The sequence below is a fragment of the Hydrogenophaga defluvii genome, from assembly GCF_042665235.1.
Classification (GTDB): Bacteria; Pseudomonadota; Gammaproteobacteria; order Burkholderiales; family Burkholderiaceae_C; genus Hydrogenophaga; species Hydrogenophaga defluvii_A.
The window spans coordinates 46,692-73,134 of the sequence record NZ_JBHTBZ010000068.1 but is presented as its reverse complement, the minus strand read 5'-3'; the positions used below and the strand labels follow the sequence as shown (position 1 = coordinate 73,134).

Genomic DNA, 26,443 nt, shown 5'->3' with positions numbered 1-26,443 from the left:
GGACTGAATCAGGGCGCACAAGCACGCGCACGCCTCACGCGGCCCAAAGGCCAGCAGGCGCAAGCGGCTCGCGCTCTCTTTTATCCGGACTGTGACCGTCGGTCCCGGGATCGCACCGGAGTCTGCTGACCCTGGGTGGCAGGCACCCAGGCGCTCGCGGCACTCGTGTGGACCAGGCCACCATCACCGCCGGTGGGGAATTTCACCCCGCCCTGAGAACGCATGCCCGGTCTGAACGACCGAACCCCGCCATTCTAGGCGGCGCTAACGATCCAACCCTCCAGCGGATCGCTTTCGGGCAAGCCATAGCGGGGCCGCCCGGCCAGGTGTTGCGTCAAGGCCCAGGCCGCCTGCAGCACACACAACACCGCGTCCAGACGGTCGCCGCTGGCGTCGTCCACCAGCGCATCGCGCTGCGCGTGGCTGAGCTTGAGACGCAAACCCAACCGCGTGCGGCCCTGCTCCAGCGCCTCCACCAGGTCTTTGCGCGCGATCAGGCGCTCGGGCGTTTGTTTGGCCTTGTCGTCGCTTTTGTAAGAACGCTGCCCCAACAGCTCGCGCGCCAGCAGGCCGGGGTAGGCTTCCAGTGCCACACGCCGAGGGTCACCCGCGCACAAACCGGGCATGGCCACGCCGGCCGCACGCAGCCGCGGCACGCCCGCGTGCAGCATGTAGGCCACCGGCGGATTCACCCACTTCATGCTGGGGCTGGAACCGGCCGGGCCGTCGGTGGCTCGGTGGGCAAACTTGTGGCCGGCGGGACGCGCATCGCAGAAGGCGGCAAACTGCGCGCGGATCTGCTCGCGCGACAAGGCGGCGTAGTGGTCCATACAAGCGCCCCACTCGGTGGGCCAGCCCAGGTGTTCGACCAGTTCACGCGGAAGACCAAAAGGCAGGTCGAAGCCCCCCACCCAGTCACCCGGCTGCGCCAGCCACGCGGCCCAGGTGTCCAGGCTGTCGAAGGTGTCGATGTGACCCAATACCACCCGCCCGCTCACCAACCGGCCGTGCGCCACCACAATGGGTTTGCGGCGCGAAGGGGCGCTGGAAAAGTCGCAACCGATCACGGTCGGCAGGTTCATGCTCATCCCAAGGCCAGGGCGGTGACACCACCCGCAATACACGCGGCGCCGAACAGGCGCGCGATGCGGTCGCCCTCGCCCAGCAGATGCCCGCCCAGCAAGGCGGCGAACAGCATGGACACCTCACGCGCCGGCGCCACGTGCGACAGCGGGGCCTCACGCATGGCGTAGAGCACCAGCACGTAAGCCACCGGGCTGATGGTGGCCACCACCAGCGCATGGCGCCACTGCGTGCGCCAGAGCGCCCACATCGCCGTCTGATCGCGCAAGGCGTTGGGCGCCAGCACGGCCACCCGCACAAAGTTGCCCATGTAGTCCACCAGGATGGGTGACATCAGCAGCACCTTCACCGCGTAGCCGTCCACCACGGTGTAGGACGCGATGAAGACCCCCGTGATCGCCCCGTACCACATGCCCTTGTGCACCCGAGCACGCGCCGTGGGGTCGTGCGCAGCACGCAACAAGCCGGGCCCACCGGCGATCAGGAACACACCACCCACCACCCCCGCGATGCCCAGCGCCCCCAAGGCCGAGATGCGCTCGCCCAACCAGACGATGGCCACCAACGACGACAACAGCGGGCCGGTGCCGCGCGCCAGCGGGTAGACGACGGTGAGATCCGCTTTGCGGTAGCCGCGCAACAGGACCACGTAGTAGGCCACATGCAACACACCGCTGGCCACCACAAAGGCCCATTCGGCGGCGCCCCAGCGGGGCACCTCGTCCACGCCCAGCCAAGCACCCAAAGGCGCCCACACCAGCATCATCAGCACGGCCGTAAAAAAGGCAAACCGCGCGTCGCCACCGGCCTTTTTGGCGACGATGTTCCAGCCGGCGTGGACAAGACCGGCCAGCACGATGAGCAGGAAAGCGGTGGGCGACACGGCGGTTCAGAATGGCAAAGGCCGCAGCACCGGGCACGGGCTGCGGCCTTGCGGGAGCACTGCGCTCAGGCGCGACCGATGATGGAGGCGGTGGCCATCAACTCTTCCAGCAAGGCCAAGGACACCTTGCCCGACACCGAATACGGATCGAACTCGGGTTTTTCAGAGTACTTGAGCACGATGGAGGTGTTGAGCTTGCTCAGGTTGACCTGGCCCATGGTCCAGCCACCAAAGCGTCGCTCGGTGATCTCTTCGTAGTGCAGCAGCACCACGTCCGTGTGGCGATCGTCTTCGATGAGGTGGTTGTAGAGCTTGTTGACCGCCTCGCGACCGCCTTCAATGGCTTGCAAGAACACCCCACCGCCGTAGCATAGGATGCCGGTGATGCCGTGGTTGAGGTTGTGGTTGCGCGAGGCGTGCAGGATGGATTCGATGGCGGCCGAGCAGTCTTTTTCGACCGCGCGGCTGACGTAGAGCAGGCGCACCAGCATGGTCAGTTCTTTCGGGGAATGAGGGACAGGAATTCACGCCGCAGGTTGGGGTCCTTGAGGAACACGCCGCGCATGACCGAGTTGATCATCTTGCTGTCCATGTCCTTCACGCCGCGCCACGCCATGCAGTAGTGGCTGGCTTCCATCACGATGGCCAGGCCGTCGGGCTGGGTTTTTTCCTGGATCAGATCGGCCAGCTGCACCACCGCCTCTTCCTGGATTTGTGGGCGGCCCATGATCCATTCGGCCAGGCGCGCGTACTTGGACAAGCCGATCACGTTGGTGTGCTCGTTGGGCATCACACCAATCCAGATCTTGCCGATGACCGGGCAGAAGTGGTGGCTGCAGGCGCTGCGCACGGTGATGGGCCCGACGATCATCAGCTCGTTGAGGTGCTCGGCGTTGGGAAATTCGGTGACGCTGGGGCCTTTGACGTAGCGACCATTGAAGACCTCCTTGAGGTACATCTTGGCCACGCGGCGCGCGGTGTCACCGGTGTTGTGGTCGTTCTCGGTGTCGATCACCATGGCGTCGAGCACGCCCTGCATCTTGACGGTCACCTCGTCGAGCAGCTTGTCGAGTTCGCCAGGCTGGATGAACTCGGCGATGTTGTCGTTGGAGTGGAAACGCTTGCGCGCGCTCTTGATCCGCTCGCGGATCTTGACCGACACGGGGACACCGACGTCCTCGTCGCGCCGACCGGAATCGTCGGTAGGGTTCATGATTGGCTCAACTTTCCTCAACATTGGGCCATGCTAACACCGGCCTCCATGCGCCGCGTGCATGAGGTTATTGGCGCCGGACCACCAGGGCCTGCAGGTCGGCCAGGGTGTTGGCCTCGTGCAAGGGCTTGTCGGTGCGCAGCCGCAACATGCGCGGAAAACGCAGCGCCAGTCCGCTCTTGTGGCGCGTGCTGGCACCAATGCCCTCAAACCCCAGTTCGAACACCAGGGTGGGCCGCACGCTGCGCACGGGACCAAACTTTTCCAGCGTGGTCTGGCGGATGACGGCGTCCACCTGCGCGAATTCGGCATCGGTCAGGCCCGAATAGGCCTTGGCAAAGGCCACCAGTTGCAACGCCCCGGGCTGTGCCGGCTCGCGCCGTGCGATGGCATCGATCACCGCCTGCGCCTCCTGCGCATCCACCGGCGGGCGGCTCCAGACGGCAAACGTGTAGTCGGTGTAGAGCGCGGCGCGGCGGCCGTGGCCGGCCTGGGCGTAGATCAGCACCGCGTCCACCGCCATGGGGTCCAGTTTCCACTTGCACCACAGCCCGTCACCGCGCGTGCGGCCCACGCCATAGCGGGCCTCACGCTGTTTGAGCATCAGGCCTTCATGGCCTTGTTCGCGGGCCTGGGCGCGCTGGGCCGCCAGGGCTGGCCAATCCACGGCCTGCACCAGCGGGGACAGGCGCAATGTCGGGCATTGAACCGCCAAGGCCTGCAGTTGCTCGCGCCGCCCCCACAGGGGTTGGTCGCGTTGGTCCATCCCTTGGGCTTCCAGCAGGTCATAGGCAATGAAAGTGACCGGCACCTCGGTCAGCAGCTTGCGGGTCACACTTCGACGACCGATGCGCTGTTGCAGCAGGGCAAACGGCGCCGGGCTGTTGTTGGGCGCATCCCACGCCAGGATTTCGCCGTCCAGCACTGTGCCGTCGGGCCAGGTGGCGGCCAGCGCGACCAACTCAGGGTAGCGCTCGGTCACCAGCTCTTCGCCGCGTGTCCACACCCACACCTGCCCAGCACGTTTGACCACCTGCCCCCGCACGCCGTCCCACTTCCACTCCACCAGCCATTGGTCGGGTGTGCCCAATGCCGCGTCCCAAGCCCTGGTGTCGTCGGGCAGGTCAAACAAATCGGCCAGGGGGTGGGCCAGGAAAAAGGGGTAGGGCTGACCGTCGTTGCGCGCTTCATCGTCGGCGCTGCCCTCGGGCGCGACGAGGGCCAGGAAGCGGGAGGCGGTGGGCATGCGCTTGGCATCGGTGTAGCCCATCATGCGCTGCGCCACGCGTTTGGGGTCCAGCCCCGCGTGTTCGGCCAAGGCCCGCTGCACCAGCAGCTTGCTCACCCCAACACGAAAACCCCCGCCCACCAGCTTGATGAGCAAGAAGCGGCCAGCGGCATCCAAGACCGTGAACATAGCGCGCAAGGCGGCGTCCACGGCCTCAGGCGATTGCCCGCGCAGCGGCAACAGTTGTTCGGTCATCCAGTGGCTCAAGCCCAACTGGGCCAGTGGGCTTGGGCCATCCTGCCGATCAGGAATCAACAGCGAAATGGTTTCGGCCAAATCGCCCACCACCTGGTAGCTGGCTTCAAACAGCCAGTCGCTCAAACCCGCCAGTTCGCAGGCGGTGGCACGCAAAGCGGCGGTGCGCACGACCTGGCGCGGCTTGCCTCCGGCCAGGAAGTACACCACCCAGGCCGCATCTTCGGGCGGCGCGTCGCTGAAATAGCGACGCAAGGCTTCCAGCTTGGCCTGGGTAGACGTGCTGGCGTCCAGCTCGGCGTAGAGCGCGGCAAAACGCTTCATGCCGACGCCTCCGCCGCCGCTTCCTGCGTGTCGCCGTACTGGGTCTCGAACGCCTCAGCCTGCAGACCTTGTTCGGTGAGGTGGCGCACCATCACCGGCACGCTGCCGTGGGTGACGATGACGCGCTGCGCGCCCGTGGCGGCGATGGCCGACATCAGGCCGGGCCAGTCGGCGTGGTCGCTCAGGGCAAAGCCCCGGTCGAAACCACCGCGCCGGCGGCCGCCGCGCAGCCGCATCCAGCCGCTGGCAAAAGCGTCGCTGTGGTCGCCGAAGCGGCGCAGCCAGGTGCCTGCCATGGCAGCAGGCGGGCACAACACCAGGGCGCGCCCGACGGCGGATTTGTCCAACGACGTGGCGGACGTGGTGTCAGGCAAAGCCACACCGGCCTCGCGGTAGGCGCGGTTGATGGGTTCGGCGGCAGCGTGGCAAACGATGGGGCCGATGGACGCGTCCACCCCCGCCAGCAGGCGCTGCGCCTTGCCAAAGCTGTAGCAGGCCAACACGCTGGCCCGGCCCAGTGCCGCGTTCTGTGCCCACCAGGCATTGATCTCGGCAAAGACCTGCGTATCGGTCTGCCAGCGGTAGATCGGCAGGCCAAAGGTGGATTCGGTGATGAACACGTCGCAACGCACGGGCTCGAAGGCCGCGCAGGTGGCGTCGGGCGCGACCTTGTAATCGCCGCTGGCCACCCACACGCGACCGGCATGTTCCACCCGCACCTGGGCCGAGCCCAGCACGTGGCCCGCCGGGTGCAGCGAGACGCGCACGCCTTGGTGCTCCACCGTCTCGCCATAAGCCAGCGGCTGCAGGGTGATGTTGCCCAGGCGCGCGCGCAGCACCCCTTCTGAGACGGCGGTGGCGAGGTAGTGCCCATGGCCTGTGCGTGCGTGGTCGGCGTGGGCATGGGTGATGACGGCACGCTCCACGCGGCGCCAGGGATCGATGTAGAAATCGCCCGGCGGGCAGTACAGGCCTTCGGGGCGCTGGACGATCAGGTCCTGCATCAGTATCTGTGGCCGGTCACAAACAGCGTGGCCCGCATGACCATAAAAGCCAGCCGGTCCAGGGCACGCTGCGGCCAAGGACGCGCTGCCAGATCGTGTAGCTGCAGCGCCCGGCCCTGGTGGGTGACGATGTGGTCCAGGCGTTCGTGCAAAGCCTTGGCAAAACCCTCGTCGGCACTGACCACATTGGCCTCGCGCGCCAGCAACAGGCTCAGGGGATCGAGGTTGGTGGAGCCCACCGTGGCCCAGCGCTGATCGACCACAGCCACCTTGGCGTGCAGCGCACTGGGCACGTATTCGTAAATTTCGATGCCGGCACGCAGCAGCTGGTGGAACACCGGCCGCGCCGCGTGGTACTGCAGAAAGTGCTCGTATTTGCCCTGCAACAACAGGCGCACGCGCACGCCCCGCGCCACCGCCATGGTCAGCGCCCGGCGCAGCTTGCGCCCGGGGATGAAATAGGCGTTGGCGATGAGCACCTCGTGGTGCGATTCGCCAATGGCCTTGAGGTAGGCGCGCTCGATGTCGTGGCGGTGGCGCAGGTTGTCGCGCAGCACCAGGGCGGCGTTGCCGGCGTGGGCGCCGTGGCCCAGGTCGGACGCGAACAGCGACGAAAAATCGCCCACCGGCGTGCCCGCGCGCAAGGCGTCCCAGGCGGCACGGAACTCGCGCTGCCGCGCCTTGCGCACGGCCTGCAGGCGCCACCACAAGCGCTCCATGGTTTCCGTCATGTCGGCCACCAGCGGGCCACTGACCTGGAGCGAAAAATCCAGCCGTGGGTGGGCGAGCCGCCCCAGCGCCACGTCGTCGAGGTCGTCGATGATGTTGATGCCGCCACAAAACCCCACGCTGCCGTCCACCACACACAGCTTGCGGTGCAAACGGCGCCAGTTGCTGGGCAAGGCCAGCCCAAACCGGCCCAGCGGGGCGTACACGCGCCAGTACACCCCGGCCGATGCCAGCCGCTGTTGCCATTCGGTGGGGATGTGGGGCGTGCCGATGCCGTCCACCACCAGGCGCACGTGCACCCCACGCCGGGCGGCGCGCTCCAGGGCCTCGGCCACTTGAAGGGCGCTGCCGGCAAATTCGAAGATGTAGGTTTCCAGGTGCACCGACTGCACGGCCGCGTCCATGGCCGCCACCAGGGCCGGGAAAAACGCGTCACCGCCCTGCAGCAGCAGCAGGCGGTGGCCGGGTTGTGGGCGTGCTGGGCGCCAGTTGTCTGTGGCCGGCGACGCCATGGCACTCAGAACGACAGCTCCGCCACCAGCGGCAGGTGGTCGGACATGCGCGCCCACGCCCGCCCGTGAGGCACGTGGGCCGACACCGGCCGCAGGCCCCGCACGTAGATGCGATCCAGGTGCAGCAAAGGCAGGCGCGAGGGGAAGGTGGGCAGGCGTATGCCGTCGAAGGTGCGCAGGTCCAGGTTGGCCATGGGCGCGAGCAGCTTGGCGCTCCAGTCGTTGAAATCGCCCGCCACCACCAGGGGCGCGCCGGCCGGCACCTCGCGTTCGATGAACTGGCCCAATCGCTGCACCTGACGTTCCCGGCTGGCGTGGATCAGGCCCAGGTGCACCACCACCACGTGCACGGTTCGGTCGGCCACGTTGACGACCGCGTGCAGCAGGCCACGCTGCTCGAAGCGGTGGTCCGACACGTCGTGGTGGCCCGTGGCCAGCACCGGCCAGCGCGACAACAGCGCGTTGCCGTGTTCGCCGTGGCGGGTGAAGGCGTTGGTGCGGTAGATGGCTTCGTAGCCTTCGGGCGAGAGGTAGTCGGCCTGCGCCTGCTCCGGCCAATGCTGAAAGCGCTTTTTGAGCTTGTGGTGGTGGCTGCGCACTTCCTGCAAGCACACGATGTCGGCGTCGAGCTGCTCCACCGCGTGACCGAGGTTGTGGATTTCGAGCCGGCGCGCCGGCCCCAGGCCCTGCACGCCTTTGTGGATGTTGTAGGTGGCAACGCGGAAACTGTCCATCACACCATCATGCCACCCAGCCGGGGCAACCACAGAATGGCCTCGGCGTTGGATGGCGAAAAACAGCGCTCGGCCGCCTGCGCCCAAGGCCACCAACCCTGTGCGGTGTGCTCGCGTGGGTTCAAGCGCACGGGCAACGGCGCCGGCACACACAGGCCAAACAGGCGTTCGGTGTTGTGGGTGACGCCGGGCGCGTAGCGGTGGCGCCATTGGGGGTAGATCTCGTACACGTTTTCCAGCCCCCAGTCACGCAGCCGGTGGCCCGGGGCGTGTGCGTCCAGGCCGGTTTCTTCCGCGACCTCGCGCGCGGCGGTCTGGCCCCATGCCTCCTCGGCAAAGTCCTTGGCACCGGTCACCGATTGCCAGAAACCGGGGGCGTCGGCGCGCTCGATCAGCAGCACGTGCAGATCGGGTGTGTGAATGACGACCAGCACCGACTGGGGGATTTTGGGTGGGCGGTTCATCGGATGCGCATGAGGCAGGGTAGGCACAGGTGTGGAAAGTGGGCGAAAGTGTTAAATTTACCAAGCCCATGTATGAGCTTCACTACCCCACGCTCAGCCTGATCGTCGCCATTGTGAACGGCGTAGCGATCCTGGTGATGCTGGCGTTGTGGCACATCAACCGCGATGTGCCCGGCCCGGGCGTGTGGACGGTGGCGGCGGTCTGCAGTGGCCTGGGATTTTTGGCGGTCATCATGCGCCCGGCACTGGGCGTGTTCATCTCGCCCGTCAACAACAGCCTGCTGGTGGGTGCGGCCCTCTTGCACATCGAAGGGCTGCTGCGTTTCAAACGCATGCCGCAGGCCAGGGGCCGGTGGGGCTGGTGGGCGCCGGTGATGGGGCTGGTGGTACTCCTGTCGTCGGTGTATGCCACCGACGCCCGCATGCGTTACGGCACGCTGGATCCCGTGGTCGCGTGTGTGCTGCTGGCCACGGCGGTGCTGCTGCTGCAACACACCCAGGGCCACTGGCGGGCCCTCTATGGCACATGCGCCGTGTTTGTGGCGCTGGCCGGCCTGGCCCTGGTGGTGCGCGCCACGTTGTCCTGGCAGTCGCCACCCGGCACGCCCATGCAGGACCACCCGGTGATGGGACTGGTGTTCCTGTTGCTGTTGACCCACAACCTGGCCTGGATTTGTGGCATGAGCCTGGCGGTCAACCTCAGCGTGCAGGAGCGGCTGCAGCAGATGGCCTTGATCGACCCACTCACGGGTCTGGCCAACCGCCGCCAGCTCGACAGCTTTGCCGCGCAGGCCTTGCGACGTGCCCAGCGGCACGGCGATCACCTGGCCGTGGTGCTGCTGGACCTGGACGGATTCAAGGGACTGAACGACCGCCACGGCCACGCTGCCGGTGACGGTGTGCTGCGCGAAGTGGCGCAACGCGCCCAGCAAGCCACCCGGGAGACCGACCTGGTAGCGCGGCTCGGCGGTGACGAGTTTGTGGTGGTGCTGGAAGCCTCAAGCCCACAGGCCGTGCAGGCCGCTGTGGCGCGGCTGCGGAGCACGCTGGACGCGTCACCTCTGTTTGATGGCCCGCCCACGCCCGTGGGCATCAGCATGGGCGTGGCGTGTTTCCCGGAGGACGGCGACAACCTGGTGGCCTTGCTGCGCGAGGCCGATGGTCGCATGTATGGCCAGAAGCGCGAACGCGCCAGCATCACACAGGCCCCCCACAGCGGGCCGGAACCCGCCTGATCACGGTCGGGCCAGCGCCGCCATCACCGCCTGGGCCGTGTGTTGCACGGCACCCCGCCCGCCATCGATCAATGTCACCGTGCCCTGGCGAGCCACCGCCAAACGCGCGCCATCGTTCAACAAGGTCGTCGCGGTTTGGCAGGCCTCGCCCATGTCGGCCACCCGCAAGGCCGCGCCACAGGCCTGGGCCCGCTCGGCGGCTTCCAGGAAGTTGAAGGTGTGTGGCCCCATCACCACCGGGCAGCCACAGGCGGCCGCCTCGATCAGGTTCTGCCCGCCCAGGGGCGCAAAGCTGCCACCCAGCAAGGCCACCTCGGCCAAGCCGTAGTACAGCGCCATCTCGCCCAGCGAATCGCCCAGCCAGACATCGGCCACCCAGTCGGCGGCGCTGGGGCCGGATTCAGGCCATTGGCTGCGGCGCGACACGTTCAGGCCCGCACCGGCCAGCAAAGCCGCCACTTCGTCGAATCGCTGCGGGTGACGCGGCACCACCAACCACAGGGCACCGGGTTGGCGCTGCGCCAGCCACATCGCCTCCTCGCCCTCGCGCGCGCTGGCCAGCAGGGCCACGGGGCGCGCTGCGGGCGATGCACGCCAGCGCCGCGCCGTCGCCAGTTGCGCGGCGTTGGGCGTGGCGTCGAACTTGAGGTTGCCGAAGACGCCTTGCACCGGTGCTTTGAGTTGGCGCAGCCGCTGAGCGTCTGCTTCGGTTTGGGCGTAGACCGCGTGCAGGCCGCCATAGGTGGCCTGCGACAAGGTTTTCAAGCGCCATGCTTGCTTCAGTGATTTTTCGCTGAGGCGGGCGTTGACCAGCAGCAGCGGCACGCCAGCCGAACGGCAGGCCCGTGTGAGGCAGGGCCAGACCTCGGTTTCCATGAGCACACCGACGGTCGGACGGAAATGGGCCAGGAAGCGCTGCGTGGCACCCGGCGTGTCCCAGGGCAGCCAAGCTTGGCGGTCGCCCGGGCGCAGCAGGCGCTGGCCCTCGGCGCGGCCGGTGGCGGTGCCGTGGGTCAGCAGCAGGCGCAGGCCGGGTTGCTGCGCGCGCAGGGCGGCGATCAGCGGCGCAGCCGCCCGGGTTTCGCCCAGGGACACGGCATGAACCCACACCCAAGCACGCGACGCCGCTTCTGCGCCATAGCGGCCGAAACGTTCTTCCACCGCCTCCAGGTAGCCCGGTTCCACCTGCCCACGCTGGCGCAGCTTGCGCCGCAGCAGCGGTTGGGCCAGCGTGGTCACGGCGCCATACACCGCCAAGGCCAGGCGCTGGGCCAGTGTCATGTCTTGTCGAAAAGTTGCCGGTAGACGCGGCCAATACCGGCCGCCTCCTGCGCCAGCGAGAAACGCTCGGTCACGCGCTGGCGCGCGGCCTCGCCCATGGCCAGCGTGCGCTGCGGGTCGGCCATCACGCGGCGCACGGCATCGGCCAAGCCAACCGCGTCGCCGGTGTCCACCAATTCACCGGTTTCACCCGGCACGGTGAGTTGGTCGAAGGCACCCGTGCGCGAACACACCACGGCACAGCCGGTGGCCGCCGCCTCGAAAGGGGTGAGACCAAAGGGCTCGTAGCGTGGGCAGGCCACACACAGCAGGCAGCGTTGGTACCAGCGGTGCACCTCGGCCGCCGGCACCTCGCCCAGGAAAACGATGCGCTCGCTCAAGCCGGCGGCGGCGATTTTCTCCCGCAGCGCCTTTTCATAAGCTTGGTGCTGGGGCTGCGCCAGGCCGGCAATGACAGCGGTGGCGTCGGGCAGGTGCGGCAGCGCGGCGATCATGGCGTCCACAAACACATCGCTGCCCTTGTCGGGCCGCACGCGGCCAAAGGTGCCGATGCCGTAACGGCCGGGCAGGCCCGAATCGGCCCAGGCGTTCACCTTGTCGGGCGGTGGGGCGAAGCGCTGCAGGTCAATGCCATGTGGCACCACGGCGGTGGTGTTCGGCACAAAACTGGCGGCCAGGGGTGTGGTGGAAATCACCGCGTCCATGCGCAAGATCAGCCAGCGCGGGAAACGCCCGTGCAGGTGCTGCGCGGCCGAAGTGAACACCAGCTTGATGGGCAAACGCAGCACATCGCGCGCCCACAGCCCGGCCATCATTTCGTGGTCGCGCCGCACGTGCCAAATGCGGAACGCGCGCCCGGCCGGTGGTTTGCGCGACAGCGCGATGGCCTGCTTCAGCGTCATGCCCGGCACACCGTGTGGCAGCGGCGTACCGCAGTAGGCCAGGCGCCACTGCCCCAGTTGAATAGGCACCAGCGCGTTGACCGTTGCCGAGACGCCGGTGTACCGCTTCTTGAGGTTGAAGACGATGACCTCGGGGTCGTCGCTGGGTTTGAATTGAGTCATGGCTGGCTGCAGCGCCGGGCCGCCCCAAGCAAGGCCGCGCGCCCTCGGGGGGCAGCGACTACACGGCGTGAGGAGCGTGGGAGCATATCAGTGCGCAGCCTGCTGGATAAGGGCGTCGGGCTTGACGGACTTGAGCAGCGCCATCATGCGCGCCTCGATGCGGTGCAGGGCCTCGGGCGTCTGCCCTTCAAAGCGCAGCACCAGCACCGGCGTGGTGTTGCTGGCGCGGATGAGGCCAAAGCCGTCGGGCCAGTCCACGCGCAGACCGTCGATGGTGGAGACCTGGGCCGGCGCCTCGAAGCTGGCCTGCTGCAACTGGGCCACCAGTGCGTGTGGCTCGCCTTCGGCGCAGGCCACGTTGAGCTCGGGCGTGCTGAAGCTGGTCGGCAGGGCTTCGAGCACCGCCGACGGGTTGGTGTGGCGGCTCAGGATTTCGAGCAGGCGCGCCCCGGCGTAGCTGCCGTCGTCGAAGCCGTACCAGCGCTCCTTGAAGAAAATGTGGCCGCTCATCTCGCCACCCAAGGGGGCGTCGACCTCTTTCATCTTGGCCTTGATCAGCGAGTGGCCGGTCTTGTACATCAGCGGCACGCCGCCCGCCGCTGAGATGGCCGGGCCCAGACGCTGGGTGCACTTGACGTCGAACAGGATGGTGCCGCCGGGCACGCGCGAGAGCACGTCCTGGGCAAACAGCATCATCTGGCGGTCGGGGAAGATGTTCTCGCCACTTTTGGTGACGATGCCCAGCCGGTCGCCGTCGCCATCGAAGGCCAGGCCCAGCTCGGCGTCCGAACCTTGCAGGGCCTCGATCAGCCAGCGCAGGTTTTCGGGTTTGCTCGGGTCGGGGTGGTGGTTGGGGAACTCGCCATCCACTTCGCTGAACAACTCGATCACCTCGCAGCCCAGGGCGCGGAAGAGCGCGGGCGCCGAGGCACCGGCCACGCCGTTGCCACAGTCCATCACGATCTTGATGGGGCGTGCCAGCTTCACGTCGCCGACGATCCGATCGCGGTAGGTGTCGCCCACATCCAGCGTGCGCACACCGCCACCCGCGCGGGTAGGCAGGTCGCCGTGTTCCATGCGGCGGCGCAGCCCCTGGATGTCATCCCCAAAAATGGCGCGGCCGGCCAGCACCATCTTGAAGCCGTTGTAGTTTTTGGGGTTGTGGCTGCCCGTGACCTGAATGCCGCTGCGGCAGGCGGTGCTGGCCGCGTAATACAGCATGGGTGTGGTCACCATGCCGACGTCGATGACCTGAACGCCGGCGTCAGACAGGCCATGGATCAGCGCCTGGGCCAGCGAGGGGCTGCTCAGGCGGCCATCGCGGCCCACGGCCACGGTGGTCTCGCCCTGGGCCAGGGCCTCGGCACCGAAGGCACGGCCCAACGCATGGGCCACGTCGGTGTTGAGGGCGTCGGGCACAACGCCCCGGATGTCGTAGGCCTTGAAGATGGCCGGTTGGAGTTGCAGCATGCCGCGATTGTAGGCAGCGGCGCCCCGCCCGCCGCCCGGTCGGTCCGTCCGAACGGGCTCACGAGCACATCCGAGGACGAAGTCCGAAAACGGCGATTTTTTTCTTCTTCGCGGCCTATCATGCCCCCATGGACACCCCCGATACCGATGCCCGCTACCTCGCCCTGAGCGCCCGCGATGCGCGCTTTGACGGCGTGTTTTTTGTCGGTGTCACCAGCACCGGCGTCTACTGCCGCCCGGTGTGTCGGGTGCGCACGCCCAAGGCCGGCAACTGCCGTTTCTTCGATCACGCGGCCCAGGCGGAGGCGGCGGGTTTTCGGCCCTGCCTGCGCTGCCGGCCCGAACTGGCACCTGCGGCCGGCGGCCCCATGCCCTGGAACCACGAAGACGCCAGCCGCCTGCTGGCGCACGAGGCCGCGCGGCTGCTGCGCGCCCAGGTCGAACACGGTGCTGGTGACAACGAGGGGCTGGACCACATCGCCCAAAGGCTGGGTGTGAGCGAACGCCACCTGCGCCGCATCTTCCGCCAGCACTGGGGCACCGGGCCACTGCAGTTTCTGCAGACGCTGCGGCTGCTCAATGCCAAGCTGCTGCTCACCGACACCCGCCTGCCCGTACCCATGGTGGCCTCGCTCAGTGGCTTCGCCTCGCAACGCAGCTTCCACGCGGCATGGAAGGCGCGCTACGGTCTGCCACCGCTGCAACTCCGGCGCTTCACAGGCGAGGCCCCCGACACGCCCCTGCCCGAGGCTTTCAGCTTCCGGCTCGACTACCGCCCGCCGCTGGACCGCGCACGTTTGTTGGGCTTCCTGGCCCAGCGCACCATAGACGGCGTGGATGTGGTGCAGCCTGATCACCCCATCGCCCAATGGGGCAGCACGCTGCGCCTGCTGCAAGCTGGCCAAACGCACACCGGCTGGGTGGTGGCCGCCTTCGATCCCGAACGGCCCCGCGTGCTGCTGCGTGTGGCAGGCAGTCTGACCCCGGTGCTGCCCCAGGTGCTGCAGCGGGTGCGGCACGCGCTGGACCTGGACCTGCAGCCCGAGGCCGTCACACATGTGCTCGAGCGGGATTTTCACAACGCCGAAGGCCAGCGCCTGCCGGGCGCGCTCGACGGCTTCATGCAGGCGGTGCGCGCGGTGCTGGGCCAGCAGGTGACGGTGGCCGCTGCCCGCACCCTCGCCCGCCGGGTGGCACAGCGTTTTGGCGAACCCATCACCACGCCCTGGGCCGGCTTGAACAGGCTGTTTCCCACACCCCACAGCATCGCGCAGGCCACCGAAGATGCCCTGGGCGAGCTGGGCGTGACGCGCCAGCGCCAGGCCGCCCTGCGCGCGCTTGCGCGTGCCCTGGACAGCGGCGAATTGCGGCTGGACAGCGAGGCCCCGGTGCAGGCCACCATCGAGCAGCTCAAGTCCCTGCCCGGCATAGGCGACTGGACCGCCCACTACATCGCCATGCGCGCCCTGCACTGGCCCGACGCCTTTGTGGCCGGCGACGTGGCCTTGCACCACGCGCTGGGCTTGCGCGGCCTCAACGTGCGCCAGGCAAGCCGCGAAGCCGAACGCCGCGCCGAGGCCTGGCGGCCCTGGCGCGCCTATGCCGTGATGTGCGCCTGGCACGGCGACACCCGTTCTTCCCAGGAGACACCGACATGAAAAACACCTACCCCGTCGTTGCCGTGGCCCGCACCGACAGCCCGCTGGGCCCGCTGCTGCTGGCGGCCAGCCAACGCGGCCTGAGCGGCCTGTGGTTTGAGGACCAGCGCCACCTGCCGGCCTGGCTGGCCAACCGCACCCCCGCTCCTGCAAGTGAACACGCGGTGCTGCACACCACCGAACGCCAGTTGCACGCCTACTTTGCCGGCGAGCGCAACGATTTCGACCTGCCGCTGGACCTGGACCAAGGCACCGATTTCCAGCGCGCGGTCTGGCAAGCCTTGCTGACGATTCCCGTGCGCGCTTCGCTGAGCTACGGGGCGCTGGCGCGGCAGATCGGGCGACCGGCGGCCGTGCGTGCCGTGGGCGCCGCCGTGGGGCGCAACCCCCTGGGTATCATCGTGCCCTGCCACCGCGTTTTGGGCGCGGACGGCAGCCTCACCGGCTACGCCGGCGGCCTGTGGCGCAAGACCGCCCTGCTGCGCCTTGAACTCGGCCATCCCCCCACCTCGCCCACCGGCGCCACCCTCGAATTGTTCTCATGAAATCCACTGTTGCGGCCGAGTTCGTGCTGCTGGCGGCCCTGTGGGGTGCCTCTTTCATGTTCATGCGTTTGGGCGCCGCCGAGTTTGGCGCCGTGGCGGCTGCGGGCGGGCGTGTCGGGCTGGCCGCCCTCGTGCTGCTGCCGCTTCTCTGGCGCGAAGGACAGCTCGCGCGGTTGCGGCAGCACGCCGGTGCCTTGTTTGTTTCAGGCATGTTGAGTTCGGCCCTACCGTTTGCGTTGTACTCCTACGCGGTCACGTCGATCTCAACCGGACTGTCTGCCATCCTCAACGCGACAGCTCCCCTGTTTGGCGCCTTGGTGGCGTGGTTGTGGCTGCACGAAAGGCTCGACAGAAACCGCCTGCTGGGGCTGGCTTTGGGCTTTGCGGGCGTGGCCCTCTTGTCGTGGGAAAAGGCCAACTTCACAGCGGGGGGCACCGGCTGGGCCGTGGTGGCCTGCCTGGGCGCCACCCTGTGCTACGGGATGGCGGCCAACCACGCCAAACGCTTTCTGGCAGGTGTGCCGCCGCTGGTCAACGCCACCGGCAGCCAGTTGGGCGCCACGGTCGGGCTGGCACTGCCCACCCTGTGGTTCTGGCCCGAGCAGACACCCAGCCTACAAGCCTGGCTCGCCATCGTGGCGCTGGCGGTCTTTTGCAGTGCCCTCGCTTACATCCTCTATTTCCGCCTGATCGCGCGAACCGGCCCCGCCAAAGCCATCACCGTCACGTTCATGATTCCGCTTTTTGCGGTCTTTTATGGGACCACCTTCCTGGGTGAAGCCGTGACCGGCTGGATGATCGTCTGCGGTGGTGTGATCTTGCTGGGCATCGCCCTGGCCACGGGTTTGTGGCGGCCACTGGCGACGGCCCGCCCTCGCTAAACGTCAAAAACTTCAAATAAAAACCGGCATTCGTCTGCCTTTGTGACAGACGGCGGCGTATTCAGACACATTTATTAACACTGCCGGCCAGCAATGGTATGTTCTCGCCCAGATTCGGCCCACAGCCGAACCAGGGAGAACGCCATGTCGTGGCTTGAATTGATTCGCTATGAGCTGGGGCCCATCCCCATGTTCATGTGGCAGTACGCTGCCGTGCTCGGGCTGATGGCCCTCATGCTGGTGCTCACCCGCCCGCTGCACATTGGCCCGCGGCAAGCGGGCTGGCTGCACAGCGTGGTGCTGGCGGTGGCCGGCTATGGCATCAGCGCGCTGCTGCACATCTACCTGCCTCCGCCGTCCAGCGCCCCCATCCGCTACGACTTGTTGTTCTTGGCTGGCATGCTGGGCGGCTGGCGCGGCGGCTTGCTGGGGTATGTGCTGATTTTTGGCGCCCGCTTGCAGTTTGCCGGCACGGTGCAAGGGGTGTACACCGGCATCGACATGGCCATCGTCACGCTCGGCGGCATTTGGGCCCACCATTGGTACCGTCACCTCGATCTCGCCGATGTGGGCCTGCGCCAGATGCTCTGGATGTGGGCCATGCGGTCGTTGACGCTGGTGGTCTCCGGCCTGGTGCTCCTCGGGCTGCACCACCTTCCTGACGGCTGGGTTGTTTTCGATTTGCTGCCACGCACCAACTCGCTGGGTTCTCTGGTGCGCAAGACCTTGATGGCCGCGCCAGCGCTGCTCTTTTTTGTCTGCGTGTTTGCGATGTTCAGGCTCGACGCACACGACCGGCGTCGGCAGCGACTGGACTGGGACAGCAGCCGCAGAGATTCGTTGACGCAGTTGCCCAACCGGCGCGCGCTCGGCGAACACCTTGCCCGCCACTTTGGTCGCCCTGCCCCCCACAAGATGGCCCTGATCTGTATCGGCGTGAACAACCACACCCAGATGCTGCTGGCACAAGGCCACGGCTGGGGCGACAAGTTTTTACAGCAACTCGCCATCGCGGTCCACGAAGAACCGATCAAGTCCTTGCTCCATGCCTTCGAGCTGCGGGTGTTTCAGTTCACCGACCTGAGCCTGGTGCTGGTGCTCGATGGCATCAGCCCGGCCGACCTCGACGACAGTGGCCTCGCCACCCGGCTGCACCAGGAGCTCAGCCTGAAAATGCACAGCCACACTGCCAACGGCCCCACCCCCAGCCTGGCCATGACCGTTGCCACCTGTGACGCGCAAAGGCACGCCGATGCCGCGTCCGCCTTGCGCGACCTCGGGCTGTACCTCCATGCCCACGGCCACGAACTGCGAACGGTGACCTTTCTGCACACCAGCTTCACCCACGTGGCCAGGCGCGAGGCCCAACTGCTGGCCTGCCTCGCCGACTGGATCGACAACAACAACCCGCCACTCGCCTACATGCCCAAATTCCACCTGCGCACGCGAGCGGTGGTGGGGGCGGAAGCGTTGTTGCGCTTCAACGACGGGCTTGGGCAACACGTTCCCCCCGGGCAGGTGCTGGTGCTGGCGGCCCGCCACAAACTGCTGCCGGCATTCGAGTGGTGCACCATCGAACGCGCCTGCCGCGACTACCAGCGGTGGTCGCTTGCGGGCGGAGCGCGCCCCCTGTCGGTCAACATTTCCAGCGCATCGCTCGTCACGGCCAACTTCGCCTTGCGGCTGGCCGCGCTGCTCAAGCGCATGGACCTGCCACCCGAGGCGTTGGTGCTGGAGCTCACCGAGTACGATCCGGTGCCCGACATCGACACCGTGCGGGAAAACGTGCAACACCTCAACCAGCAGGGCATCAAACTGTCGCTCGACGATTTTGGCAGTGGCTACTCAGGTCTCGCGGTGCTGGCGCGGTTCCAGTTCTCAGAACTCAAGGTGGACCACACCATGATTGCCCTGATTGGCAACGCCAGAATGCGCGCGGCCATCGAACTGGCGCTCGAATCGGCCCAACGCTACAACGCCACGTTTGTGGCCGAGGGGGTGGAAACCTGGGGCCAGCTTGACGAACTGCTCGCGCTCGGCATCACCCAGGGCCAAGGCCACCTCTTGTCCAGAGAGCTGTCGCTGGAAGCCTTGATGGAACGCGCTGCCTATGCTCAGGCCCAAGAAGAACCCAACGTTCTACCGCTTGCGGCCTGAAAGACAGGCCCCGAAAAACAAAAAGCCTGCAAATCAACGATTTGCAGGCTTTTTGAAACTTTGGCGGAGTGGACGGGACTCGAACCCGCGACCCCCGGCGTGACAGGCCGGTATTCTAACCAACTGAACTACCACTCCTGGTAGGCAGCATTCGCTGGTCAATTCACATCAACCAACCAAGCGCTACAACTTGGCGACCCTACGGGGATTCGAACCCCGGTACTCACCGTGAAAGGGTGATGTCCTAGGCCTCTAGACGATAGGGTCAAAACCTTGGACTGTTTCCAGTTACCTTCAAAAGCCTTGCAACTTCTGAAGCCTCGCATTCTAGCACCTAAAAACTGCGTTTTTCTGTGCTTTGTTGGTGGAGGTAAGCGGGATCGAACCGCTGACCTCTTGCATGCCATGCAAGCGCTCTCCCAGCTGAGCTATACCCCCAACAAACTCTGCGACGCTTGATCACTTTTACATTCAGCTTTCACTGTTTGTCGTTGCGACCTAGCGAGCCTCAAATTATAGGGGAGTTTTTATGCTTTTTGCAAGCGCGCACAAATTTTTTCGCGATCGTGCTGTTCAAGCACCGCATCCAGCGATGGCGTGTTGGGCGTGCCCATGACCAACACCCGCACGGGCATCGCCAGCTGGGGCATCTTCAAGCCATGTTCGGCCAGCGTTTCCTTGAGCGCGGCGGCAATCGATGCCTTGTCCCAGGCGCAGGCTTGCAGGCGCTGGGCCAGAGAGGCGATCGCGGGCTTGACGGCTTCGGTCACGTGCTGGGCCAGGTCCTCGGCCTTGGGCGTCACGTCGGTGTAGTGGGCCTGCGCCCAGTCGGCCAAGGCCACGGTGGTGTCGCAGCGGTCTTTGTAGAGCGCACACAGCGCGGGCAGACGGGCATCGGCGGTGATGCCACGTTTGGCCAACTGCTCGGCCACCAGCGGTGCCAGCACTTCGTTGTCCAAGGCCTTGAGGTGCTGGGCGTTGACCCAACGCAGCTTGGCTTCGTCAAAACGGCCGGCGCTGCTGCCCAGGTGGTCGAGGTTGAACCATTGCAAGAACTGCTCGCGGCTGAAGATTTCGTCGTCGCCGTGGCTCCAGCCCAGGCGCGCCAGGTAATTGACCATGGCATCGGGCAGGTAGCCTTCTTCGCGGTACTGCGTCACGGGCTTGGCGCCGTTGCGCTTGCTCATCTTCTCGCCCTGCTCGTTGAGCACGGTGGGCAAATGGGCGTACACGGGCGGCTCTTTGCCCAAGGCGCGGAAGATGTTGATCTGGCGCGGCGTGTTGTTGACGTGGTCGTCACCCCGGATCACATGGGTGATGGCCATGTCGATGTCATCCACCACCACGCAGAAGTTGTAGGTGGGCGTGCCGTCGGGGCGTGCAATCACCAGGTCGTCGAGTTCGTCATTGCTGAACTCGACACGGCCTTTGACCTTGTCGTCCCAAGCGACCACGCCACCCTGCGGGTTCTTGAACCGCAGCACGGGCTTGACGCCATCGGGCACGGCGGGCAACACCTTGCCGGGCTCGGGCCGCCAGGTGCCGTCGTAGCGCGGTTTTTCCTTAGCTGCCATTTGGCGCTCACGCAGGGCGTCCAGTTCGGCCACGCTCATGTAGCAGGGGTAGACCAGACCTTGTTCCACCATCTCAGCCAGCACCGCCTTGTAGCGGTCCATGCGCTGCATTTGGTAGAACGGGCCTTCGTCGTGGTCCAGGCCCAGCCACTTCATACCTTCGATGATCACATCCACGGCGGCCTGGCTGGAGCGCTCCAGATCGGTGTCTTCGATGCGCAGGATGAAGGTGCCACCGCTGGCGCGGGCAAAGGCCCACGGGTACAAGGCCGAGCGGATGTTGCCCAGATGGATGAAACCGGTGGGCGAGGGAGCAAAGCGGGTGCGAACCTGGGTGGTCATCGTCATGTTCAGAAGCTGCTGAGGCCGCGGTCGAGGTCGGCGGTCACGTCGTCAAAATGTTCCAGGCCCACGGCCACGCGCACCAGCCCCTGGCCGATGCCGGCCGCTTGGCGTTGGGCCTCGGTGAGGCGGCCGTGCGAGGTGCTGGCGGGGTGGGCACACAGGGTTTTGGTGTCGCCCAGGTTGGTGGCCAGCGACAGCACTTTCAGCGAGTCCAGCACGTGGAAGGCGCGCTGGCGTGCTTGGTCTGGATCGGAGGCCTTCACGTCAAACGAGAGCACCGCCCCGCCCACGCCCGATTGCTGGGCCATGGCCAGCTCGTGCTGCGGGTGGCTGGCCAGGCCGGGGTGGTACACCCGTGCCACGGCGGGGTGCGCCTCCAGCCATTGCGCCAGCGCCAGCGCGCGAGCGCTTTGTGCGCGCACGCGGATGTCCAGCGTCTCCAGCCCCTTGAGCACCACCCAGGCGTTGAAGGGCGCCAGCGTCATGCCACCGCTCTTCAGCACGGGCAGGAACTTCTCGGTCACCATCTGCTGTGAGGCGCACAGCGCGCCGGCCATCACACGACCCTGGCCATCAAGGAACTTGGTGCCAGAGTGCATCACGATGTCGGCGCCCAGCGCGATAGGGCGCTGCAGCACCGGCGTGGCAAAACAGTTGTCCACCGCCAGCAGCGCGCCAGCGTTGTGGGCGATGTTGGCCAGGGCCTGGATGTCACACACCTCGGTCAGCGGATTGGTGGGCGTTTCGGCAAACAGCAGGCGGGTGTTGGGCTTCACCGCCGCCTGCCAGGCACCCACATCGGTCTGCGACACAAAGCTGGACTCGACGCCGAACTTGGCCAGGTCGGAGCCGATCAGCTTGATGGTGGAGCCGAACATGGATTGCGAGCAAATGACATGGTCGCCGGCCTTGAGCAGGCCCAAGCACATCATGAGAATGGCCGACATGCCCGAAGCGGTGGACATGCAGGCCTCGGCCCCTTCCATGGCCGCCAGGCGGCGCTCGAAGCTGGCCACCGTGGGATTGCCGTAGCAGCCGTAGGTGAAGCCGTCTTCGTCGCCGGCAAAACGCCGCGCCGAGGCTTCGGCGCTGGGCTGCACGTAGCCGCTGGTGAGGTACAGCGCTTCGGAGTTTTCGCCATACTGCGAGCGCTCCACTGCTTCGCGCACAGCCAGGGTGTCGGGGTGCAAGGGGCGGGTCATCGATCAGCCTTCTTGGGAGTTGGGCAAGGCCAGGCGCGAGGTGTCGTCGTCGCCCTCTTCTGTGCCCACGCGCTTTTCGTTCAGGCGCACGATGTCGTCCGAGGTCACGTCGCCGGTCACGTAGACACCGTCAAAACACGAGGCGTCAAAGCCCGCCAGCGTGGGGTTGAGCGAGCCGATGGCCTTTTTCATCGCATCCACGTCCTGGTAAATCAGGGCGTCGCAACCGATGATCTGGCGGATTTCGTCCACCGTGCGACCGTGCGCCACCAACTCGCTTTTGGTCGGCATGTCGATGCCGTACACGTTGGGGTAACGCACCGGCGGCGCAGCGCTGGCCATATAGACCTTGCGCGCACCGGCGTCGCGCGCCATCTGCACAATTTCCTTCGACGTGGTGCCACGCACGATGGAATCGTCCACCAACAACACGTTGCGGCCCTTGAACTCGCTGCCAATCACGTTGAGCTTCTGGCGCACCGACTTCTTGCGCACCGCCTGGCCGGGCATGATGAAGGTGCGGCCCACGTAGCGGTTCTTCACGAAGCCTTCGCGGTAGGGAATGCCCAGCAACTGCGCCAGCTGCATGGCGCTGGGTCGGCTCGATTCGGGGATGGGGATGACCACATCGATTTCGTTGGGCGGTACGGTGGAGATCACACGCTTGGCCAAGGTCTCACCCATGTTCAGGCGGGCCTGGTAAACCGAGATGCCGTCCAGCACCGAATCGGGCCGTGCCAGGTAGACAAACTCGAACACGCAAGGGTAGTGCTGCGGCGCATCGGCGCACTGCTGGCTGTGCAGTTGGCCATCAAGCGTGACAAACACCGCTTCGCCCGGCGCCACGTCGCGCTCGAACACAAACCCCGCGCCCTCCAGGGCCACCGATTCGCTGGCCACCATGAAAGCGCCTTCGGCGTTGCGACCGATACACAGCGGGCGGATGCCGAACGGATCGCGGAAGGCCAGCAATCCGTGGCCGGCAATCAGCGAGATGACGGCGTAAGAACCTTTGATGCGCTTGTGCACCGCACGCACGGCCTTGAACACATCCTCCACTTGCAGCGGCACACCGCGTGTGGACTTTTCGATTTCGTGCGCCACCACGTTGAGCAAGACCTCGGAATCGCTCTCGGTGTTGATGTGGCGGTGGTCGGTCTGGAACAGCTCGTGCTTGAGCGCGTGCGCGTTGGTGAGGTTGCCGTTGTGCACCAGCACCAGGCCAAAGGGCGCGTTGACGTAGAAGGGCTGGGCCTCTTCTTCGCTGAAGGCGTTGCCCGCCGTGGGGTAACGCACCTGGCCCAGACCGGTGTGGCCGGGCAGGGCCCGCATGTTGCGGGTGCGGAACACGTCACGCACCATGCCCTTGGCCTTGTGCATGAAAAACTTGCGGTCCAGCTGGGTGACGATGCCGGCGGCATCCTGGCCACGGTGCTGCAGCAGCAGCAGCGCGTCGTAAATCAGCTGGTTGACGGGTGCGTTGTGAACAACGCCAACAATGCCACACATGGGGAGGGTCCTCAGGGGATGTAGGTAACCAGGGGTTCGGGCAACAGGGGGCGCAGATTGTGCAAGGTGTGGCCCAGGGTTTGGGCCCCCATGGACTCGCGCCAGGCCTCGGCCTCGCGCAGTGGCGTCATCACCACCACCAGGGCCACGGCCAGCAAGACCACAGCACCACGAAACAAACCAAACAGCGCACCCAGGGTGCGGTCCACCGGGCGCAAGCCCACGGAATCGACCAATTTCTTGACCAGCCAAGCCAGCAGGCCGGCGGCAAACGCGACCGCCACAAACACCAGCGCAAAACCGGCGGCGTAGCGCAAAGGCTCAGCCGCCTCGCCCAGCGGCAACCACTCGCCCACGGCCACCGCCCACCACTGCGCCAGCACAAACGCCGCCACCCAGCCGATCACCGAGAGCACCTCGTACAGCAGGCCACGCCAGGCGCCGATGACAACCGAGATCAACAGCACCAGCAGCAGCAGCAGATCGACGGTGGCGATGTTCATGGGGCGGACCAGCGGGACGGCCAGGCCGTCACAGCGTGAGGATGGCCGTGGGCAAGCCCAGGCCCTTGACCTTGGCCGCAGCCTTCTCGGCCTCGGCCCGGTTCTCGTAAGGGCCGATGCGCACGCGGATGCGCTCGCCGTCCGGCGTGTTGGCCACATGGGTGTAAGTCTTGAGGCCGGCGCGCTCCAGCTTTTGCCGGACTTCCTGCGCGCGCGCACGTTCGGCGTAGGCGCCCACCTGCACCACGATGCGCTCGACCGCCTTGTCCTCCAGCGCAGCCTGGGCGCGCGCGCCCTCGGTGGCATCGGGGCGGGCAGCCGATTTGGGTTCGGGTTTGGGCTCCGCCTTGACCTCGGGTTTGGCCTCGGGTTTGAATTCGGGCTTGGGTTCCGGCTTGGCTTCCTGTTTGGGCTCGACCGGTGCCGGCTTGGGCACCGCGGCGGGCGCGGGTGGCGTGGCGGGCGCGCCTGCGGCCACCACCTGCTCGCGTTCGTCCAGGCTGTCTTTCACCGAGGCCGTGGCGTCGGGCTTGGGCGGCGCGGGCAAGGGCTTGGCGGCCTGGCGCGAGGGGATCTCGATGGGGATGTCCACCGCGATTGGGCGCGGCTGGGTGTCAAACAACAAGGGGAAACCCACCACGCCCAGCAGCACCAGCACCGCCGCGCCGATGAGCCGGTGGCGTGCGCGCCGGCGCACGGCGTCCAGGCTTTCGGGAGCGGCGGCAACGCCCTGGCTGACGGAACGGGACTTGGACATGGGTTTGCGTGGAAGCCGCGGGAGGAAATCGAAGGCGCCGGGGTCAGGCCGCCAGATGCGGAGCCGTCAGGCGCGGCACACCCGCTTGCAACACCCCGCCGACCGTGTAGAACGAACCGAAGACAACGATTCTATCAGCGGGGTCTGCCTGGGCCACCGCTGCGTCCAGCGCCGCTTGGGGGTTGGCGTGGGTGGACACGGGCACGTTTTTGCCCTTGGCCAAGCCCGCGTCGTTCCACGCGGCCACCAGTTGGGCGGCGGGCGCGGCGCGGGGCGACGGCAGGTCGGTGAAGTACCAGCGGTCCATCAGCGGCGCCACGCGCGCCAGCATGGGCGCGAGGTCCTTGTCGGCCATGGCGCCGAAGACGGCGTGGGTGGTGGGGTAGAAGCCCATGGCGTCCAGGTTTTCGGCCAGGGCGGCCACCGAATGCGGGTTGTGGGCCACGTCCAGCACCAGGGCCGGTTGGCCAGGGACGATCTGGAAGCGCCCCGGCAAATCGACCATGGCCAGGCCGTTGCGCACGGCCTGCGCCGTCACCGGCAGGCGCGGGCGCAGCGCTTCGAGCGCGGCGAGCACGCCCGAGGCGTTGACCAGTTGGTTGGCGCCACGCAGCGCCGGGTAGGCCAGCCCGGCATAGCGGCGCCCGCCGTGGCTGGGGTGCATGGCCCAACCCCATTGTTGGCGGTCACCTGCAAAGTGGAAGTCGGCCCCGATGCGCCACAGCGGCGCGTCGATCTCACGCGCCCGGTCAATGATGCTCTGCGGCGGCATGGGGTCGCTCAGCACCACCGGGCGGCCGGTGCGCATGATGCCGGCCTTCTCGTAGCCAATGGCCTCGCGGTCGGCCCCCAGCAGGTCGGTGTGGTCGAGGTCGATGCTGGTGATGACGGCGCAGTCGGCGTCGACGATGTTGACCGCGTCCAGCCGCCCGCCCAGGCCCACCTCCAGCACCACCACGTCCAGCGGTTGGCGCGACAGCGTGAGCAGGATGGCCAGGGTCGTGAACTCGAAGTAGGTGAGCACGATGGGCGGGCCGTCCAGGCGCGCACGCTCCACATCGGCAAAGGCCGGCAACAGCTCCGCTGCGGCGATGGACTGCCCCAGCACGCGGCAACGCTCTTCAAAATGCACCAAGTGCGGCGAGGTGTAGACACCGGTGCGGTAGCCCGCCTGCTGGCAGATGGCCTCCAGCATGGCGCAGGTGGAGCCCTTGCCGTTGGTGCCAGCCACGGTGACCACGGGCACCTCAAACCGCAAACCCGCACCACCATTGAGGCGCTGCGCCACCTCGCGCACGCGCTCCAGCCCGAGGATGATGCCCTGCTGGCCCTTGGGGTGTTGGCGTTCGCAATGGGCCAGCCAGTCGGCCAGGGTGTCGGGAATCGGTGCAGCGGCGGTGGTCATCCTTCGATTTTCGCAGGCCGGCCGAGGCGGCGCCGGATACGGGACAATCCGCTGATGATCACCCTCTACGGCATCCCCAACTGCGACACCGTGAAAAAGGCCCGCACCTGGCTGACGGAACATGGCGTCGAACACGTTTTCCACGACTTCAAAAAACAGGGCGTGCCCGAGGCCGCGCTGGACCACTGGCTGGCCGCCGTGGGCTGGGAAACCGTGCTCAACCGCAAAGGCACGAGCTGGCGCCAACTTGACGAAACCACCCGCGCCGCCGTCACCGATGCCGCCACCGCCCGCGCCGTCATGCTGGCCCAGCCCAGCACCATCAAACGCCCGGTGGTGTTATGGGCCAACGCGGTGACCGTGGGCTTCAAAGCCGAGGACTGGGAAGCCCGAATCTAAAATGTTGGATTTTTCCGCCCACACCCACC

At 66.7% G+C, this 26,443-nt stretch carries 24 protein-coding genes, 3 tRNA genes and 1 riboswitch; of the genes, 6 read left to right on the top strand and 21 right to left on the bottom strand.

Annotation, left to right across the window (positions count from 1 at the left end; all coding sequences use genetic code 11):
• Positions 1-68 precede the first annotated feature (68 nt).
• Positions 69-224: riboswitch (FMN riboswitch) on the bottom strand.
• A 30-nt stretch (positions 225-254) separates the two neighbouring features.
• The 9 genes from ACFQU0_RS18710 to nudB form a co-directional block, all read right to left on the bottom strand.
• Positions 255-1,082 carry a DUF429 domain-containing protein gene (locus tag ACFQU0_RS18710; RefSeq protein ID WP_382203241.1) on the bottom strand — a complete coding sequence of 276 codons (828 nt, stop codon included), beginning with the start codon at positions 1,080-1,082 and terminating at the stop codon, positions 255-257.
• A gap of 2 nt (positions 1,083-1,084) precedes the next feature.
• On the bottom strand, positions 1,085-1,966 hold the full coding sequence (locus tag ACFQU0_RS18705) for an EamA family transporter (RefSeq protein WP_382203240.1): 882 nt from the start codon (positions 1,964-1,966) through the stop codon (positions 1,085-1,087).
• A gap of 65 nt (positions 1,967-2,031) precedes the next feature.
• Positions 2,032-2,457: a BLUF domain-containing protein gene (locus ACFQU0_RS18700; protein WP_382203239.1), complete on the bottom strand. Its 426-nt coding sequence runs from the start codon at positions 2,455-2,457 to the stop codon at positions 2,032-2,034.
• 2 nt (positions 2,458-2,459) lie between these two features.
• Complete coding sequence (gene folE / locus ACFQU0_RS18695) at positions 2,460-3,179, bottom strand: GTP cyclohydrolase I (protein WP_382203237.1); 720 nt, start codon at positions 3,177-3,179, stop codon at positions 2,460-2,462.
• A gap of 67 nt (positions 3,180-3,246) precedes the next feature.
• Positions 3,247-4,986, bottom strand: coding sequence for an ATP-dependent DNA ligase (locus ACFQU0_RS18690; RefSeq protein WP_382203235.1), 1,740 nt, complete (start codon positions 4,984-4,986; stop codon positions 3,247-3,249).
• Entirely contained in the window at positions 4,983-5,990 is a 1,008-nt protein-coding gene (locus tag ACFQU0_RS18685) for a ligase-associated DNA damage response exonuclease (protein WP_382203233.1), read from the bottom strand. Before ACFQU0_RS18685 ends, ACFQU0_RS18690 begins: the two co-directional genes overlap by 4 nt.
• On the bottom strand, positions 5,990-7,231 hold the full coding sequence (gene clsB / locus ACFQU0_RS18680) for a cardiolipin synthase ClsB (protein WP_382203232.1): 1,242 nt from the start codon (positions 7,229-7,231) through the stop codon (positions 5,990-5,992). Before clsB ends, ACFQU0_RS18685 begins: the two co-directional genes overlap by 1 nt.
• A 5-nt stretch (positions 7,232-7,236) precedes the next feature.
• Complete coding sequence (locus tag ACFQU0_RS18675; RefSeq protein ID WP_382203230.1) at positions 7,237-7,965, bottom strand: endonuclease/exonuclease/phosphatase family protein; 729 nt, start codon at positions 7,963-7,965, stop codon at positions 7,237-7,239.
• Positions 7,965-8,429, bottom strand: coding sequence for a dihydroneopterin triphosphate diphosphatase (gene nudB, locus ACFQU0_RS18670; protein ID WP_382203229.1), 465 nt, complete (start codon positions 8,427-8,429; stop codon positions 7,965-7,967). Before nudB ends, ACFQU0_RS18675 begins: the two co-directional genes overlap by 1 nt.
• A 68-nt stretch (positions 8,430-8,497) precedes the next feature.
• Between nudB and ACFQU0_RS18665 the strand changes: the two genes are divergently transcribed.
• The gene (locus ACFQU0_RS18665; protein ID WP_382203228.1) at positions 8,498-9,664 is read left to right on the top strand and encodes a GGDEF domain-containing protein; all 1,167 of its coding nucleotides are present in this window, start codon (positions 8,498-8,500) and stop codon (positions 9,662-9,664) included.
• On the opposite strand, the gene ACFQU0_RS18660 is transcribed toward ACFQU0_RS18665, so the two are convergent.
• From ACFQU0_RS18660 to ACFQU0_RS18650, 3 genes are all read right to left on the bottom strand, one after another.
• Complete coding sequence (locus tag ACFQU0_RS18660) at positions 9,665-10,945, bottom strand: 3-deoxy-D-manno-octulosonic acid transferase (protein ID WP_382203227.1); 1,281 nt, start codon at positions 10,943-10,945, stop codon at positions 9,665-9,667. It abuts the gene before it with no gap.
• Positions 10,942-12,009, bottom strand: coding sequence for a glycosyltransferase family 4 protein (locus ACFQU0_RS18655; protein WP_382203226.1), 1,068 nt, complete (start codon positions 12,007-12,009; stop codon positions 10,942-10,944). Before ACFQU0_RS18655 ends, ACFQU0_RS18660 begins: the two co-directional genes overlap by 4 nt.
• A gap of 87 nt (positions 12,010-12,096) precedes the next feature.
• Complete coding sequence (locus ACFQU0_RS18650) at positions 12,097-13,476, bottom strand: phosphomannomutase/phosphoglucomutase (RefSeq protein ID WP_382203558.1); 1,380 nt, start codon at positions 13,474-13,476, stop codon at positions 12,097-12,099.
• Between the two features lie 131 nt (positions 13,477-13,607).
• Between ACFQU0_RS18650 and ACFQU0_RS18645 the strand changes: the two genes are divergently transcribed.
• The 4 genes from ACFQU0_RS18645 to ACFQU0_RS18630 all read left to right on the top strand — a co-directional run bounded on the left by ACFQU0_RS18645 (position 13,608) and on the right by ACFQU0_RS18630 (position 18,720).
• A complete protein-coding gene (locus ACFQU0_RS18645; RefSeq protein ID WP_382203225.1) occupies positions 13,608-15,137 on the top strand; it encodes a DNA-3-methyladenine glycosylase 2 family protein in 1,530 nt (509 codons plus the stop codon).
• A complete protein-coding gene (locus ACFQU0_RS18640) occupies positions 15,134-15,682 on the top strand; it encodes a methylated-DNA--[protein]-cysteine S-methyltransferase (protein ID WP_382203224.1) in 549 nt (182 codons plus the stop codon). Before ACFQU0_RS18645 ends, ACFQU0_RS18640 begins: the two co-directional genes overlap by 4 nt.
• Entirely contained in the window at positions 15,679-16,563 is an 885-nt protein-coding gene (locus ACFQU0_RS18635) for a DMT family transporter (RefSeq protein ID WP_382203223.1), read from the top strand. The genes ACFQU0_RS18640 and ACFQU0_RS18635 overlap by 4 nt, the downstream gene beginning before the upstream one ends.
• A 144-nt stretch (positions 16,564-16,707) precedes the next feature.
• Positions 16,708-18,720 (top strand): EAL domain-containing protein, encoded by a 2,013-nt coding sequence (locus tag ACFQU0_RS18630; protein WP_382203222.1) that lies wholly within the window; start codon positions 16,708-16,710, stop codon positions 18,718-18,720.
• Between the two features lie 61 nt (positions 18,721-18,781).
• Here the strand turns inward: ACFQU0_RS18630 and ACFQU0_RS18625 are convergent.
• The 9 genes from ACFQU0_RS18625 to folC form a co-directional block, all read right to left on the bottom strand.
• Positions 18,782-18,858, bottom strand: a tRNA-Asp gene (locus ACFQU0_RS18625).
• Positions 18,859-18,911: 53 nt separating this feature from the next.
• A tRNA-Glu gene (locus ACFQU0_RS18620) sits at positions 18,912-18,987 on the bottom strand.
• 95 nt (positions 18,988-19,082) lie between these two features.
• Positions 19,083-19,158, bottom strand: a tRNA-Ala gene (locus tag ACFQU0_RS18615).
• A gap of 89 nt (positions 19,159-19,247) precedes the next feature.
• Positions 19,248-20,642, bottom strand: coding sequence for a glutamate--tRNA ligase (gene gltX, locus ACFQU0_RS18610; RefSeq protein WP_382203221.1), 1,395 nt, complete (start codon positions 20,640-20,642; stop codon positions 19,248-19,250).
• Between the two features lie 2 nt (positions 20,643-20,644).
• Entirely contained in the window at positions 20,645-21,841 is a 1,197-nt protein-coding gene (locus tag ACFQU0_RS18605) for an O-succinylhomoserine sulfhydrylase (protein ID WP_382203220.1), read from the bottom strand.
• A gap of 3 nt (positions 21,842-21,844) precedes the next feature.
• On the bottom strand, positions 21,845-23,350 hold the full coding sequence (gene purF, locus ACFQU0_RS18600; RefSeq protein WP_382203219.1) for an amidophosphoribosyltransferase: 1,506 nt from the start codon (positions 23,348-23,350) through the stop codon (positions 21,845-21,847).
• 11 nt (positions 23,351-23,361) lie between these two features.
• Positions 23,362-23,847, bottom strand: coding sequence for a CvpA family protein (locus ACFQU0_RS18595; RefSeq protein WP_382203557.1), 486 nt, complete (start codon positions 23,845-23,847; stop codon positions 23,362-23,364).
• Positions 23,848-23,881: 34 nt separating this feature from the next.
• Positions 23,882-24,610 carry an SPOR domain-containing protein gene (locus ACFQU0_RS18590; protein ID WP_382203218.1) on the bottom strand — a complete coding sequence of 243 codons (729 nt, stop codon included), beginning with the start codon at positions 24,608-24,610 and terminating at the stop codon, positions 23,882-23,884.
• 43 nt (positions 24,611-24,653) lie between these two features.
• Positions 24,654-26,015, bottom strand: a complete 1,362-nt coding sequence (folC, locus tag ACFQU0_RS18585; protein ID WP_382203217.1) for a bifunctional tetrahydrofolate synthase/dihydrofolate synthase — start codon at positions 26,013-26,015, stop codon at positions 24,654-24,656.
• Between the two features lie 54 nt (positions 26,016-26,069).
• Between folC and ACFQU0_RS18580 the strand changes: the two genes are divergently transcribed.
• Complete coding sequence (locus ACFQU0_RS18580; protein WP_382203216.1) at positions 26,070-26,414, top strand: ArsC family reductase; 345 nt, start codon at positions 26,070-26,072, stop codon at positions 26,412-26,414.
• Positions 26,415-26,443: the final 29 nt, after the last annotated feature.